The sequence below is a fragment of the Actinopolymorpha cephalotaxi genome (genome assembly GCF_013408535.1).
Lineage (GTDB): Bacteria > Actinomycetota > Actinomycetes > Propionibacteriales > Actinopolymorphaceae > Actinopolymorpha > Actinopolymorpha cephalotaxi.
Genome location: NZ_JACBZA010000001.1, coordinates 2,956,449 through 2,972,368, shown reverse-complemented (window position 1 = coordinate 2,972,368; position 15,920 = coordinate 2,956,449). Strand labels below are relative to the sequence as shown.

Genomic DNA, 15,920 nt, shown 5'->3' with positions numbered 1-15,920 from the left:
TCGCGCCGAGACGGGGCCGGGTTTCATCGCGGCGCGTCACACGGTGCGGGTACTAGGAGGCGGCGATGGACGTCGGGCTCATCGAGCGAAATCCTCAGGCAGTGCCGGCGCGGATGAGTCGTTTCGCGCATCAGAAGTTCGCAGGGCCCGAGGTTGACGGTGACCTCAAGGCTGCCGCCGAACGACTGGAGGAGATCCGGCAGCACCACCTCGACCTGTACGCCAGGCGCGACGTCGTCACCCAGACCACGTCCGCGGCCGGCGACCGGGTCGACTGGGTGCCTGTCGAGTCCCAGGTCGACGGCGCTCCGGCCGAGCCGCCGACGCTGAATGGCATCGAGCAGGACCCGGCCCGTCCCACCCGTGCCGCCGCCCGTGCGCTGCGCGCACCGGAAGTGGAGAAGGGCCCGCCAGGCACGGTCCCGGTGATGCGCAAGAACATCGACCAGCTCCGCCCGGTCGGCACCCTTCAGGACTACCTCGCCAAGGGCCCCTACCGGCCCGAGTTCACCCCGCCGGACGACCCGCATCCGCCCGCCATCGGCGCCGAGCACAAGTACGCGCACGCCTACCAGTTCGTCACGAACTATGGCACCGAGGCCTACATCAACACCTGGAAGCCGTACGTCCAGTGGTCCAACGAGTTCTCCCTCGGCCAGCTCTGGACCGTACGGGGGAGTGGCGCCGCTCTGCAGACTCTCGAGGTCGGCGCCCAGACCTACAAGGACCTCAACGGCGACTGGGAGCCGCACCTCTTCATCTTCTACACCACGAACGCGTACTCCCAGAGCGGCGACAACCTCGGGGGTTACAACACCGACGTCAGGGGCTGGGTCCAGGTCGGCACGTCCTCCTTCCCGGGCATGCGGGTGGCCGAGAGCATCGCCGGCGGCGACCAGTACGACCTGCTGATCAAGGTCCAGCTCTACCAGGGCAACTGGTGGGTCCGCATCGGCGCCGAGTGGATGGGTTACTACCCGGCCAGCCTCTACAGCGACACCGGCCTTCGCACCATGGCCGACCAGGTCGACTGGGGCGGCGAGATCGTCGACGACTCAGCCAACCATCCCGAACCCACCAGCACCGCCATGGGCAGCGGGACCCTCCCCGGCGCGGGTTGGACGCACGCCGCGTACATGCGCAACCTCACCTACCAGAGCGACGCGAACGGCACGATGGTGGGGATTCAGGGCGTGCCACAGGTCACCAACGCCGCGGCGTACGACATCTGGACCGACTTCAGCGGCACCAGTGGCTGGGGCTCGTACTTCTACTGGGGCGGGCCCGGGGGAGTGTGACGTGACCGCGGGAGACGAGCTGCCTCCGGTACTTCCGTCAGGGCCGGACGACGAGTACGAGTGCGTGCTCATCGATCCGGAGGCGGCTCGCGCCCCGTCTGCGGGCGAACCCGGTGAGTCGCTGTGCCCGCCGGGATACGTTCCGCGGCTCAAGCGCCGAACACCTCATCGTCTGCACGGCAAGGAAGTGGCCTCGGAAAAGCCACCCGAGGAGAACCCGCATCCACCGCCTGCCGACTGACGAAGTGTGTCGACTGGCTCCCCGCGTAGTTCCGAACGAGTGATGGGTCCATCTCCACCTCTCCAACCGAGGAGGCAGGCGATGCCAGGAGCTCAGCTACGGCGAGTTCCTCGTCCAGGCATGGATCTGGAGACGCTACGCCGCATAGGGCCGTTCCGGCCCGGAATCCCGCGGTCGCAGCTCACCGTGCCTGTCAGCCCCGACGGGCGGGTCGACGACACGGTCCTGTTCCAGGATCCGGCCGACGCCGCGAAGGCCTACTACCTGCCCCGCTACCGGCTCCGCGTAAGCCAGGCCACCGGTCACTACGAGATCACCACCTCGTTGGCGGACGGTCTGTGGCGGACGACGTTCGGGCTGGAGAGCTTTCCGGCGCCGGAGATCTCCCGGGCCGATGCCACAATCCTGCCGCACCAACTCTCCGTGAGTGTTTCGTCGGCCGGACAGATGGTGCGCGACTACCCCGTGGCCGAGTTCACCCCCAACTTCGGCGACACGCAGGTTCGGCCGGAATTCGTTCTGCTACTGGCGTTGCCGGAACGCGACGCGCTGCTGCGCGCGTTCACCCGCGACGAGGAGCAGGCCCGACTGGTGGTCCACCGCAGCATCACGGTCGCAGTGCAGTCGGCGTGGCGAAAGCCCGATCCGGGTGTGCTGGTCGTGGTGAAGCCCGACGTGCTCGACACGCACGTGATCCTCCCCGACCTCGTACTCAGCGTCGGCCCGAACCCCATCCCGGAGCCGATACGGCACTTCGAACCCATTCCGATCCCGGAGGAGGGGACTCCGAAGCCTCGTCCGAACGAGACACTGCTCCAGGCGGAGGGCGTGGCAGAGCGACTGGCGCAGGTGAACCTGCGACAGCAACTCGTCGTTGACCGGTCCTTCCGCCGGTTCTCGCTTCAGCCGGCCGTGGCCGCCGCGCCGCTGCTGCGGCAGGTCGTCGTGCGGGACGACGTGCGAACGCCCGACGTGGTGGTTCGCGACCACCGCACCCCCAGTGGGGACGGGACCGGACCTATCGTGCGTGACCACCGGCGCCCCCTGCCCATCCCGTGGCCACTGCCAGTGCCTCCGGTACCTCCGGTGCCGATACCCGACCCGGGTCCTGTCGTCGTCGTCGACGATCCGAACGACACCGAGTCCCGGTACCTGCTCGTCAGCAACACACTGGACAGCGTCGTGCCGCTCCGCTTCGACGTGGACGCCCACCCCTATCTGTTTCCCTCCGGCCAGCCGGCCGCGTCGAAGGGATTCGCCACCCTGGTCGTGCCCTGGCCGGCCGAAGGGCCCACGTCGCGCAACCACGTGTACTTCCAGGACCAGAACGGCGGCAACGTCTTCTACTACCTCCCCGACGCCTTCCTCATCGGACAGCTCGCCGAGGCGCCCTACGGCCCGGAACTGTCCTTCACGGTCGGCAGGGCGACCGATGCCCAAACCGGCACCGAGCGTGCGCTCGCCCTGATCAGCGTGCACCTGGTGCCTCAGACGTCTCCGGCCCGGCTGTACGCCGCTGCGGCCGCCCTGGCCGGGCACGTACCCGCGGGCGCAGGCCCGCCGGAGCTGCGAGCGGCCGTCCATCCCGCCACCTGCACTCTTGGACTGCCCGGGGGAGCGATCACGACGCACGCTCCGCCGGACCTGGTGCGCGGCTGGTGGGTCTCGGAGAGCTTCGCCTTCGACGACCTCCGCGACGTCTACGCCGTCCTGACGACCGGAGGCGCGGCCAGTGCACTGCTGCGCGGCCGGGTGGACGTCACCGTGGACGATGAAGTCCACCAGGTGCCGGTCGAGTTGCGACTCGATCGGCCGGCCGTCCCTCCACTGTCCTGGATGGAGAAGCCCGGCTCCGACGGCTCCCTGACGGTCACCCTGCTCAACGAGGGTGACGTCGAGTTGGACGTTCCCGTGTTGTCTGCCTGGACCGACGGAGCCGCGGCATCGATGACGGGTCCGCTGCCCGCGACGCTCGCTCCAGGCGCGACGCTCGACGTCACGGTCATCCCTTCGCAGGCCCCGGCGCAGCCGGACAAGGCCGACGTGACTCTCGACGTCACCGGGGTCCGCGTCGTGGTGCAACCCGAGCAGGTCGTCAGCCAGACGCTGGACCGCCGGGTCGAACGCCTTCCACGCGTGGTCACGCTCATCACCACCACTGGAGGCCTTGGCACCTCGGGCGACCCCGAGCGCGACCTCTCGGTCATCGGCGTGCAGTTCGAGGGCGTGTCCGGCGCCGTACTCCTCGACCACACCACGCTCCAGCACGACATCGCCGTACCGGTCCCACTCGAGGACTGGCTGCTCGACCGCGGGCTGGGGTCGTTCCGCTTCCGTCAGACCCTCGTGCACGTCTCCGGTCGCAGCCAGGCCGACACCGACTGGCGTTCCACCGACAGCAACCTACTGGCCCTGCCCCAGCCATAGGAGAACCAATGTTCACGGGCCTTCCCGACTTCGGCCGACCCGAGCGTTCCGGCGTGGCCGAGGGTTACGTCGCCTACGAGCAACCCGGCATGCTGTCGGTCGCTCCCACCTCGTTGAGTCCGGAGCCTCTGCAGGTCGACCAGTACCTCCAGGAGCGGGACGGCGGGATCGCGCAGTTCACGCTTGTCGCCGCCGGTTTCTCCTTTGAGACAAGCACAACGGCGACTGATCCGGCCACCGACACGGCGCACTCACGCCCCGCACCGCTCGGTGAGGGATGGGTACGACTCGTCGCTCCCGCCGACCTCAGGCTGCCGTCCACCGCGCTCGTGCCGCAACCATGCGACGCCGTGGCCGGTGTGGTGCTGCCGACGTTGGTCCGCCTCGACGGCGTGGCCGGTGAGCTGCTCGTCGGCACCCTCAGGGCCGGCCTGCGAACCCTGGGGGCGGTCGCGCTGGTCACCGTCCGCGGGGTCGCCGCGCGCTGCCAGGGCAGGCTGACGGTGGACGTGGACGCACTGTCGAACGGGATCGGCCCGGCACCTGTGCGGCCCGCGAATCTGGAGGAATGGGCGCGTGCCGGTCTGCCTGGCGTCACGGTCACCGAAGGTCCGGGCGACGTTCACCTGTTGGCCTCTGCCGTGGTGGATCGGATCGTGGCGCGACTGGCCGCTCCGGTGTTCGTGGACGAGGAGGAGGGCGGGTGGCAGTTCGCCGAGCAGGTGCGCACCTCGACCTTCACCTGGGACCTGACCGAGCCCGTGCTGGCCGTACGCCTGCTGCGCCTGACCTGTGACCCGGTGCTCGGCGAGCGCGGGGACGCCGTCGTTCGCCGTCACGAGGTGCCACCGCTCACCGACGGGCGGGAGCAGGTGACCGTTCACAGCACTCTGCCCGCGATGCCGGCCGGAGCGGTCGTTGCCTCGGTCCGTCTGACGGCACCGCCGGCCCCGCCCGTCCGACCGTTCGCGGCCGCGGCTACCGCTCGCCTCGTGCCGCCCACACCTGCTTCGGCGACGCTCCACCTGGCGCCTGGCGAAGCACTCGCCTACGACCTCGAGGGCTCGGTGGTGCTGGAGACCGACCAGGCGCCGAGGACGGTCGCCGGACAAAGCCGCCGCGTGACGGCGGACTCCACCCCGGTGGTGACTCCGGCCGACCTGGGGGTGAGGCTGATTTCCGCGCACGCCACCGGCGAACTGCTCGGCCTGGCCAACGTCACGGTCACCGCCCGGGCCCGAGTCGCAGAGGACCCAGCCGTCTTCGTCAGCCGGGCTTCGCTGTCCGTGGATGACACCCGCGCCTGGCTCGCCGTCCCGCGCGAGGCCATCGACGTGGCGGTCGAGGCGGAGGCAACCACCCGCGGTCCAGATCCCCGAAGCGTCCGGCAAGCCTTACCCGACGCCGCGGTCTGGCTCGACCCGTTCTCGTTCACCAACCCACCATGGGTGGAGCCGGACGACCGGGTGCTGGTGGTGGATTCAGCGGGCCTCAGGGTGGCCGGCCCGAAGGCCGGCGCGGACTGGCGCTTCCTGCCGTTGACCGCGGGGCCCGCGCGCGACGCGAGCGGCTCGCCGCAGCTGTCGCTGATCGAGGCGGCGGGTCTGGCCATGCTTATGGTGACCACCTCGCTGGGGGTGTCCGACGCCGCCCAGGAGACCGCTCGCCAGGCATGCGTAGCGGCCGGCGCGGCTGCGGATGTCCGGCTGTCGGTGGCGCCGTTCGAGGTGGAGGGCGCTGTCCAGCTCCTCGTACTGCGCGACGGGCAGATGGTCACCCTGGCCGCGGTGGGGTCGTCCAACACCGTCACGCAGGATGCGTCCTTCAGCACCGCACTCGCCGAGACCGACCTCGCCACCGTGAAGCGAGCGCTCGCCGGGGAGGCCGGTCTGGTCGCCGTCCACTACCTGCTCCGGGTCGCGGCCACCGGGCCGCAGGCCCTCGCCCTGGCCGGGGGATCCGGTGCCGTGCTCGTCGTCACCGATGCCAGTACCTGGCGGGTCTGAACCATCTTCAGGAGGGGAAGCTTCCATGCTCAAGCTGGACAACGTCAGGACGATAGAAAGCCACCAGGTCCACGGGGACGACGACCCGGCCCGCCCGAACGTCTTCTACGTCCTGCCCCGGTTCCCCCGGATCGCGCGCCTCGAGAACGGCGGACTGGCCCTGCGGTTCGTCGAGTACGACGCGATCCGGGTCGATGGCGACAGCCAGTTCGGCGGCTTCGTCGCCTTCGACACCGACCTTGGCCTGCTGCCCGAGACGGAGGACAAGATCCGGCAGAAGCTGCAGGAGGAGGTGAACGCTCGGTTCGGCGGCAACGGACCGAAGGTGGAGCTGCAGACCGTGCCCTGGCTCAGTGGCGCGGTCCGGCTGGTGCTGCAGCAGGACGGCAAGATCGTCGAACGGATCAGCGGAGCGACCACGCCCTCGCTCACCGGTGACAACACGGCCTGCTTCTTCCTGGAGCTCACGGTGCTCGGGACGGCTATCTTCAAGGAGACGCTGAGCAAGGGCACCTCGTCGGCCATCCAGGTGGTCTACGACCTCGACCACTACTGCCGGCTTCCCCAGGCGCATGCCTGGGGCACGTGGCACTCGTCGGCGTTCTACTCCTTCTGGCAGGACGTCGACACCGAGGACAACTTCTGGAGCGAGGACAGCTACACCGAGATCACTCGCTCCTCGCGGTACCAGAACGAGGTCACCGAGACCCACTTCGATCTGGTCGAGGACCCCAACCTTCCCCAGGACCAGCGTGCCCAGTTCGACAGCTGGGTGCACGACCTGATCACGAAGCAGCTCGAGGCCGGTGTCCAGCGCAACCTGCTGCAGGCGATCCAGGCCGTCGACCCCAGCGTCAAGGAGTGGACCGAGGGACAGGACATCGAGGACGTCCACCGCGAGGTGACCAACACCCAGATCAGTGACGTGCGGGTCGAGTGGACCGAGGCCAAAGCGATCGTCCGGAGGATCAGCCCGAACGGCAGCCTGCCCACGGTGACCAGCCTCAAGGGCCCCGACGGTCAACTGCTGAAGTGGGAGGACTACTACTCCAAGGTCAGCGTCGACGAGTTCCTGCGTACGCTGCGACTCAGCATTCGGGTGGACGCCGACTTCCCGGGGTACGGCATCACACTCGTCGAGGTGAAGGTGCGCTACCCGCATGGCGAGAATGCCAAGACGGTCGAGGCCACCTTCACCAAGGACGACGCCGGCAAGCCACAGAAGGCGGAGTTCATCGTCGCCGACAGGATCCGGACGTTCTTCTGGTCCTACATCGTGCACTTCGAGGGCGACACTCCGGCGTGGACGTCGGCGGAGGTGGAGGACGACGGCACCGATCTCAACGTCAAGCTCGCCAACCTGCCGGTGCTCAAGCTCGACATCGTCAACGGCGACGTCAACTTCGACCAGGTAAGCCGGGCCCGGGTACGGGTGCGATACGAGGGCGGCGTCCGCCCGGTCGAGCGGTTCTTCAACCTGACCGAGAACGACGCCGAGCACAAACTGCTGGAGGTGGTCGGCAAACCGCGCACCGGCGACGTCACCTACCAGACCACCTACACGATGAAGGGTGACGGCCGCGAGATCGCCGGACCCGAACTCACCACCGACGCCGACATCATCTCCGTCGACGACCCCTTCCGGGCACTGAAGACCATCACCTTCGTGGCTGTCGGAGACCTGCAGAACGACATCGGTGACATCTCGCTGCAGGCGACGTACGCGGAGCCGGACAACGGCTACCAGCAGACGTTCGGCGTCACGTTGAGCGGCGAGGGGAAGACCTTCGACACCTGGACGTTTCCCACCATCGACGAGGCCAAGGGCAAGCTCTCCTACCAGGCGACGGTCGGGCACCGGGACGGCACCAGCGAGGACGTCGACGTTGCCGACGCCAAGGGCACGCGGTTCGAGGTCGGCCGGAAGTTCGCGGACAAACTGGACGTGCAGCTCGTTCCCGACCTCCTCGACTGGACCAAGCTCAAGCTGGTCAACGTCTCGCTCCGCTACGACGGGAGTACGCCGCCCAAGACCGACGACTTCCTCTTCCGGTCCAGCGACACCGCAGCCAAGGCATGGACGGTGTTCCTGGCGAAGGGCGCGCCGGCCTCCTACTCGTACACCGCGACGTACTTCCTGCTCGACGGCACCCGGAAGATCGACAAGAAGGATGCCGCCACGGACGAGTCGCTCTTCCTCGAGATCCCGGCCTGAGGGGTTGTCATGTTGCTGCTGGACTCCCGCTGCGCCGTACTGGACGGCATCTCGGTGTTCCCCGACCACTCCGACCCGTTGCAGTGGTACTACCTGCCCACCCAACCGCACCTGACCGTCGTCGACGGTACCCCGGCGTTCCAGCTCGTCGGGTTCCGCGGTAGCCGGGACGGCGGACTGCTCTCGTTCGACTGCAACATCGGGCTCGACCAGGCCGCGATCTCCGCGTTGCAGCAGAAGATCCGGTCCCAGTTCGACCTCGACGGCGATCCCCGCGTGGCCACCGTCCCATTGGAGGACGGCACCGTGCACCTGGTCGTCATGGGTGCGGACAGCTCGGCTGCGCCGCCGTCGCCCGACGACGGGCAGCCGGCCCCGGAGCAGCCGTTCGTGGTCAAGGCGGTGCACAACGCCAAGCCCTCGCTCTACAACGAGAACCAGGCGTCGTTCTCGGTCCAGCTCGACGAGCAGGGGTACGCGATGGTGCGAGCGACGCTGGACGCCGCCATCCTGCCGGTGGCCGTCATCTACTCGCTGGACTACCTCGCGCTGCGACCGGCCTACAAGGTGACGCTGTCGATCGACTGGGACCGCGTTCAGAAGCATCTCGACGAGACGTTCGGCACCAAGGTGTTCATCTTCTCGGCGGACATCTCCAAGGCGGTCGACGAACTCGACGAGTCCAAGGCGATCGACCTGCGCGCGGACACCTTCGTGGCGGAGGACACCGAGGGCGTGATTGACCGCCGTGACGCCGCTCTGGCCCAGGTGAAGGCGATGATCACCAGTGCCTTCTTCGAGCCCAGCCTGCCGCCGTGGACGCCGGAGAAGCCGTCGGACTGGGAGCGGGCGCTGAAGGCGATCGGCGAATTCGCCACCCAGCAGGCCGCCTGGGCGGCCGGTGGCCCGGCCGGGCAGAACAACGAGGTCAGCTTCAGCTACAAGAAGACCGACTACACCCGGATCGACCGTAAGAACCTCGACGTCAACTTCTCCGAGCGGACCACGGTGCGCCGGTCGATCTACCCACAGGGGCACCTCACGTCGCTGTTCGCGGCCATCGCCGCCTCGCCGGAACTGCTCGGCCGGCTCGTCCGTGAAGTGCAGGCGAGCGACTTCTTCACCAGGCGGAGGCTCCAGGCGCTCTACCGGCCCAACCTTGGTGCGCCGCTCATCGACAGCATCGACGTGCGCGCGGAATACGGCGGCATTGTGCACAACGCACTCCTGACGCCCGATACCTGGAGTACGAACTTCGAGTGGCTGAGCGACGTCCGGGACGGTGTCATGCAACAGGAGGTTGACATCTCCTACGACGTACGTTTCAAGAACGCCGACACCACCGAACGGCCTGCCGAGCTGAGCAGCGAGCACGAGAAGACCTCGCTACCCATCGTGTCGTTGCTGCCCGAGGCCGACCTCTTCACGATCAGGTCGGTGAGCCTGCTGGCGGAGCGGATACCGTGGACCCGCTTCGACTCGGTCGAGGTGTACGTGCGTCACCGCGACGAGGAGCACAAGGTCGACGAGCGGGAGCTGTTCCGGCTGACCGAGAAGTCGCCCTCCGCGGTGTGGCCGATGTTCGTCGTCGACCGGGAGAAGACCTCGTACGAGGTGCGCACCGTGATGCGCGCCGTCGACGGCAACGACGTCGACAGTGGTTGGTCGATCAGTGACGAGGAACAGATCTCGGTACGCAACCCGTTCCGGGCCCGCACTTTCAGCGTCATGGCGAACGTGTCATGGACCGAGATACGCGACGTGTTCGTGGACGTGCGCTACGAGGACAAGGCCAACGACGTCCTCGTCGAGGACACCCTGCACCTGAGTCAGGGGACCGCCACGCCGACGTTCGTCGTCGACCTGCGGGACCCGACGCAGACGGCGATCGAGTACACCGTCACCTTCAGCTACGTCGACGGGCGGGTGAAGCAGCTGCCGCCCTCGGTGACGTACGAGCCGCGGATCATCGTCGACCCGAAGAGCCACGGGCACCGGGTGGTCCAGGTGATGCCACCGCCGGATTGGAAGACCCGAGGTGTCGAACTGATCTCCCTCGAGCTGCGGTTCGAGGACTTCCTCGAGAACCTCAACTACGCGGCCCAGCTAGAGCTCGACGGCCCGGACGCCCGAGCCCGGTTCGAGTTCGACTACGTCGACGTCTCCCGCAACCGCTACGAGTGGCGCTCGACCGTCCTGTTCAGGAACGGCCTGCGGCACGTCACGAACTGGGTGGCGTCGGCCGAACCGGTACTGGTTCCCCGGCTCCCGTAGTCCGCCCCGATCGGAGAGCGAAGATGCTCAGCCTGGAAAAGCCCATGGTGGTGGACGGAATCACCGTCTATCGCGACCACGCCGACCCGAGCCGGTTCTGGTATCTGCCCGGCCGGGTGGCGCTGGCCCACCGCACCGACGGCGCACCCGCTTTGTCACTGCTGACCTACCGGCCAGCGCAGGCTGGCGGGGTCTCGAAGGGCGGCGGGTACATGATGTTCGAGAGCACGCTCGAGTTGCCCAGGGCGACGCTCAGCAAGATCGAGTCGCGAGTGAGCACGGAACCCGGAGCCGTGCTCCCGGTGACCATCTCGCCACCCCCGTTCGAGAACGGCACGGTCCAGTGCATCGCGCTCGACCTGCAGGGGTCCGGCGGCACCGACGCGACGCCCGCACCGGAGGGTACGTTCCGTGCGACCGAGCAGATCCTCGGAGCAACCGTCCCGACGATGGACGCGGCCAACCGCGCGGCGTTCAACCTGGTACTCAGCCAGGAGGGCGCGATCATCATGGAGCAGGCCATCAAGCAGGGGCTGACCCCGGTCGGCGTCGTCTACTCGCTGCAGTACCTCGCGCTGCGTCCCAGCCTCGACGTGACGATCACCGCACACCTCGAGCAGGTGTACTCGGGACTGAGCGCGAGTCTCGAGGGGCAGTACATGTACTTCAAGGTGGGTCTTGAGGCCGCGTTGGAGTGGCTGAAGGCCCAGGGCGCGATCACTGTCACAGTGAACAAATTCAGCGACGACGCGGACCTGAAGGACCAGGAGAAGTGGGCTCTCCAGCTCTTCACCGACCACCTGCTCGCCGAGTGGTTCACGCCCACGCTGGCTCCCGGCAAGCCGGCCACGCCCACCCCCACGCCCACTCCGACGCCCACGCCGACGCCCACGCCCACGCCGACGCCCACGCCGACGCCCACGCCGACGCCCACGCCCACGCCCACGCCGACTCCCAACCCAACGCCGACGCCGACCCCCCGCCCCACGCCCACTCCGACTCCGACTCCTAATCCAACGCCGGCGCCGACTCCCAATCCCTCGCCGGCGCCGACACCGCCCGTCGGCGGTGTAACGGTGCCGGTGCCACCTGCGGCGCCTCCGGCGGCGGTACTCCAGCAGGAGTCCAGCTCACCCAATCCGCTGCCGACCGGCCTGTCGGTGACGCACACGCCGTCCACCACCGGCACGACCGAGAGCGTGCGGATCACCGGCGCCGGCGCGCACGTCCGCCTGGCCGGGCAGGAGGTGACTCTGGGCGCCGACGGCACGGTGACGCGGGTCCTGAACCCCGGTGAGTCGGTCCACATCGACGTGAACTGGGATTCGCCCGGCGCGGGGGAGACCTTCTGCCTGTACTTCGACATGGACAAGCCCGCGGAGAGCGGCTGGTCCACCCAGCCGCCGAACACCGAGTTCCGCTCCTATGTCGAGAACACCACGACCGACCCGCGATTCAGGTCGGCGACCGGGATTCAACAGATACAGGGGGATGGCGCCTGGACCGGTCCCGAGCAGGGCGCGGACCGACTGAGCCGGTGGATCGCCCAACTGCCCGCACCCAGACAGGTCGAGGTCCGCGGCTACGCGAGCCACGAGCACACCCATCCGGAGGCGGATTCGGTACGAGCGGCGTACAACCTGCGACTGTCCCGGCGCCGGCTGGACGTGGCCGTTGCCCTGGTACGGCGAGCCGGCGGGGACCCGGTGGTCCAGGACGCGCTCGGCGACACCGTTGCCGCCGCACGTCCGGGCAGCCACAGTGAGTTCGGGGGCGACCCGGACAACCGCGTCGCTCAGATCAGGCAGCACAACTCGGCGGCCGGACCTTCCTGGAGCGGGACGCTGAGCCGAGCAGCCGCTCCGAACCCGACGCCGACTCCGACGCCGAACCCGACGCCGACTCCGACGCCGACCCCGACTCCGACGCCGACCCCGACACCGAACCCGACTCCCACGCCGACGCCGACGCCGACTCCAACTCCCACGCCGACTCCCACACCCACCCCGACTCCCACACCCACCCCGACTCCAAGTCCGGCTCCGAACCCCGGCCAGGCCCAGTTGCCGACGTTGGCGGCGTTCAAACTCCGCTACGTCAGGCAGGAGGAACGCCGGGACCTGACCCTTCGCTACCAGCGCAGCGACGCGGTCCGGGAAACCCTTGCACCGCAGGGATTCCTCGGACTGCTGGCCAAGGACCTGAACGATGCGGAGAAGGTCGTCACGCTGATCGATCTCGACCACAGGTTCTTCCGGCAGTTGGACGTCACCGCCCGGATGCCGGGAGACATCAGCGACCTCGGGCTGACCGAGGCGCAGCTGTCCATCGACTACGGTCCGGCGGACCACATGCGTCACGGCGACCTGGTGTTCACGCCACAGCAGACCGCTCCGCAGACGTTCACGACGTTCCTCGACGACAAGCTGACCCTCAGCTACAACGCCCGCCTGGACCTCACGTTCGACGGGACCTCCGGTTGGGACGGCGACGCCCTGAGGTACTCGATCCCGCTGCCCAACTCCACGGACCGGGACGTGGTGATCAACCCGTACGAGCATCTGGACCTACGGACCATCACCATCGAGCCCGGCAACATCGACTGGGAGGTGGTGGCCTCCATCGACGTACAGCTCACCGCGAAGGGTTACGGGGAACGGGACCTGCGGCACCTGGTGACACTGCGGAAGGACACCGCCAGTCAGGTCTGGCGGCTGCGTGGAGCCCTGCCCGCGCCGGCGGAGCGAGGGATGTCGGTCAGTTTCGTGCAGACGCTCACCGACGGCACCGTCGACCGGACGGAGCCGGTACCGGTCGACCTCTCCCTGGTCCGGGTGCACGACCTCTTCCCCGATGCCCTCGAACTCGTCCTCGTACCCTCGTTCCCGTCCGCCGGAGTGGACCGCGTGTTCGTCGACATCCAGTACCACGACGAGCCGCACGCGTACGAACGGGTCCTACGCCGTGAGCTGCCGGGCAACGCCACCGAGCCGCTGCGCCTGCGTATCCCGCTGCGGGACGCCACCCAGCGTGAGTACAGCGTGCGCTTCACCTTCACCGGGCCTGGCGGCTTCGACCAGCGTGCCTTCGTGAAGACAACGGAGGAGGTGATCCCGATCCGGTGAACGCCGCATCCGCTCGGCAGTGGCCGCCTGCGCTCGGTCGAGCCTTCGACCGGATCCGAGTCACCCAGGCAGCCGCAGCCGATGCCGACGCTGCCGAAGAGGCGCTGACAGAGGCACTCCGGCCGGTCGTCGACTCGAAGTGGCCGGATGTCGCGTGGCGCTTCGGCGTGCTCACGGCCACCGGCTACCCGGTCGAAATGGCCTGGGCGTCGCGGGACGTCGCGCTGCGGTGGACCTGTGAGGTGGCCGGACCCGAGGTCCCCGAAGCGGATCGGCTGAGGTTGGCGCAGCAGGCGGCAGCAGCCACGGCCGGGTCGCGGCTGGATCTGCGTCGATGGAGCAAGGTTCAGGATGGGCAGCGTCTGCGTTGGGGAGCCTGGTTGGGGCTACGTCAGCTCGACGGTTCGCGGCGGGCCAAGGTCTACCTTGAGTTGCCGTCGGAACCGTTGGACGAGGGCGCGCCGGAGCCATGGGCCCACGCCGGCTTGCAGCTGGCGTCCAGGGTGCTCGGGCTGACCTGGCGGATGGCGGGGGTCAACGACGACGGCTCGGTCGAGCTCTACGCCCGCATTCCGGAGCTGAGCTGGTCAGAGCTGGCCGCGGCGGCAAGCCTGGTCGGCCACGAGGACCGGCTGGTAAGTCTGGTCGGCAACCTGATCACACGGGATCAGCTGGGTCGTCGTGTCGTGCTCCCACGACCTTCCGGGCTCAGCCTGGTGCTGGCGCCGTGGGGAACACCGATGGCGTTCACCTGGTTCGCCGTCGCGAAGTCGGTATGGGCGGACGACGAGGACGTCCGGGCGGCGGTGTTGCGGACGACCGATCTCGTCGTCTGTCGATCGGACTCCACCGGGTTGTACCAGGCCCTCTCGTCGGGACCGGACGACGGCCGCTGGCGTCACGGCATGGTAGGCGTCGGGGTCGACCGCGCCGGCGGCACCTGGCTGCAGGCAGGTCTGCGACCGACATGACCGCGCCGGGGGGCGTGTGCAGTGTGGTGCGGTGGGCCGACGGTCGTTCGGTCCACGACTCCAACGGGTTCGTCACTGCCCTGGCCGTACGTGAAGTACGGCGTGCGGGGAAGACGGTGCCCGAAGCCTGGCTCGATCTGCTCGAGACCTGTCGTCGTCCCAACGGCTCGTACGGGTTCTGGCCGTACGGCGCCACCCCGGCATGGGCGCCGGAACTCCCCGCGGACAGCGACGACACCGCGGTCATGCTGCTGGAACTGGCACGGGCCGGGCGGGTCTCACGCACCGAAGCTCGAAGCGTGGCCTGTCACACGGTGGGCGCACACCGGCTCCGCCGCGTGCTCGATCCCGGCCCGCCCTGGCTGCGACAAGGCATGTTCACTACCTGGCATCGTCGGGGAGCCGGTCGTGACATCGACCTCGTGGACCTGACGGCGGCCACCAACGTGTTGGCCCTGCTGTATTCGCTCGGGCTGCAGCAGATCCCCGGGGTGGAGGAGACGTTGGCCGGCCTGACTACCGGACTGGGCTGGGCGGCATCCTCCGCGGCCCGCTGGCAGAGCCTGTCACCCTTCTACCCGGAGCCCGACGAACTGGCGCGGGCACTGGATCACGCCACTCAGTGCGGCGTACGGGGTCTGACGGACGGAGCCCGGACCGCGCGGCAGGTCTGCCCCCGTCAGAGCCTGGACGCCGTCTGCTCGATGGCTTACGGGCCGCCGATCTGGCACAGCTCAGATCTCGCGGCCATCCGCCGGACCGCATGACAGCGGTCCCTCCTGAGCACCACGGACGGTGACGTGGCGCCCGTGCTGTGTGCGGCATGCTCGGCGCCTTTGCCCTGATCGTTGGATCGCCGGCGTCGCGGCGGGGATCATCCGTGGTGCGGGTTGTGGTGCGAAACTGCGGCGACAGGTGTGGTCAGGGTGGCTGTGGGGGAGCGGCCTGAGGACAAAGTCGCTGGTGATGGCCTGGTAGGTGTTGGAAGGGGTTCTAATAGTCCCTGGGTCGCGGGTTCGAGTCCCGCCCGCCCTACCCCGGTCGACCTGCGAAGATCGCATTCAGTGACCGGAATCGGTGCCGTTTCGCCCTTTTCCGTGGATCGAGTTAGTCCCCTGGTCACCATTAACCAGGGCCTCACGCCTTGGCTGTAGCCACACAAGCGGACGGTCGCGATCGGGTCTGAGCCGCATATGAGTCTCTCCGTCGCCATGAGGGGCCGGCCTTCGGTGCAGCTGTGCACGTCTGCGGCGGTGGCGTAGTGGGCGCCGAGTCGTCGACCGGCGCGAGCAGCATGACAGCGCAAGGCCCTGTCTGTTGAGGTGATGAGATGGCGGCGGCTTTCAGGTCAGTAGTCCGAGCC

8 protein-coding genes are annotated in these 15,920 nt (G+C 68.4%); all 8 read left to right on the top strand.

Annotated elements, in window-relative coordinates:
• Positions 1–113 precede the first annotated feature (113 nt).
• The 8 genes from FHR37_RS13190 (at position 114) to FHR37_RS13155 (ending at position 15,324) form a co-directional block, all read left to right on the top strand.
• The gene (locus FHR37_RS13190; RefSeq protein ID WP_175542872.1) at positions 114–1,298 is read left to right on the top strand and encodes a neprosin family prolyl endopeptidase; all 1,185 of its coding nucleotides are present in this window, start codon (positions 114–116) and stop codon (positions 1,296–1,298) included.
• 361 nt (positions 1,299–1,659) lie between these two features.
• The gene (locus tag FHR37_RS13185; RefSeq protein WP_092890756.1) at positions 1,660–3,966 is read left to right on the top strand and encodes a hypothetical protein; all 2,307 of its coding nucleotides are present in this window, start codon (positions 1,660–1,662) and stop codon (positions 3,964–3,966) included.
• A gap of 8 nt (positions 3,967–3,974) precedes the next feature.
• Positions 3,975–5,972 (top strand): hypothetical protein, encoded by a 1,998-nt coding sequence (locus FHR37_RS13180; protein WP_092890759.1) that lies wholly within the window; start codon positions 3,975–3,977, stop codon positions 5,970–5,972.
• A gap of 25 nt (positions 5,973–5,997) precedes the next feature.
• Positions 5,998–8,187, top strand: coding sequence for a hypothetical protein (locus FHR37_RS13175; protein ID WP_092890762.1), 2,190 nt, complete (start codon positions 5,998–6,000; stop codon positions 8,185–8,187).
• A gap of 9 nt (positions 8,188–8,196) precedes the next feature.
• The gene (locus tag FHR37_RS13170) at positions 8,197–10,461 is read left to right on the top strand and encodes a hypothetical protein (protein WP_092890765.1); all 2,265 of its coding nucleotides are present in this window, start codon (positions 8,197–8,199) and stop codon (positions 10,459–10,461) included.
• 23 nt (positions 10,462–10,484) lie between these two features.
• Positions 10,485–13,586 (top strand): hypothetical protein, encoded by a 3,102-nt coding sequence (locus tag FHR37_RS13165; protein WP_179770964.1) that lies wholly within the window; start codon positions 10,485–10,487, stop codon positions 13,584–13,586.
• A 242-nt stretch (positions 13,587–13,828) separates the two neighbouring features.
• Positions 13,829–14,557, top strand: coding sequence for a hypothetical protein (locus FHR37_RS13160; protein WP_139239236.1), 729 nt, complete (start codon positions 13,829–13,831; stop codon positions 14,555–14,557).
• A 116-nt stretch (positions 14,558–14,673) separates the two neighbouring features.
• Positions 14,674–15,324, top strand: coding sequence for a hypothetical protein (locus FHR37_RS13155; protein WP_139239237.1), 651 nt, complete (start codon positions 14,674–14,676; stop codon positions 15,322–15,324).
• Positions 15,325–15,920 lie beyond the last annotated feature (596 nt).

What these genes read in the sequence shown, in the direction of transcription:
- FHR37_RS13185 (WP_092890756.1), top strand. Translation starts at nt 1,660, where the DNA reads ATGGATCTGGAGACGCTACGCCGCATAGGGCCGTTCCGGCCCGGAATC.
- FHR37_RS13170 (WP_092890765.1), top strand. Translation starts at nt 8,197, where the DNA reads ATGTTGCTGCTGGACTCCCGCTGCGCCGTACTGGACGGCATCTCGGTG.
- FHR37_RS13165 (WP_179770964.1), top strand. Translation starts at nt 10,485, where the DNA reads ATGCTCAGCCTGGAAAAGCCCATGGTGGTGGACGGAATCACCGTCTAT.
- FHR37_RS13180 (WP_092890759.1), top strand. Translation starts at nt 3,975, where the DNA reads ATGTTCACGGGCCTTCCCGACTTCGGCCGACCCGAGCGTTCCGGCGTG.
- FHR37_RS13190 (WP_175542872.1), top strand. Translation starts at nt 114, where the DNA reads ATGAGTCGTTTCGCGCATCAGAAGTTCGCAGGGCCCGAGGTTGACGGT.
- FHR37_RS13175 (WP_092890762.1), top strand. Translation starts at nt 5,998, where the DNA reads ATGCTCAAGCTGGACAACGTCAGGACGATAGAAAGCCACCAGGTCCAC.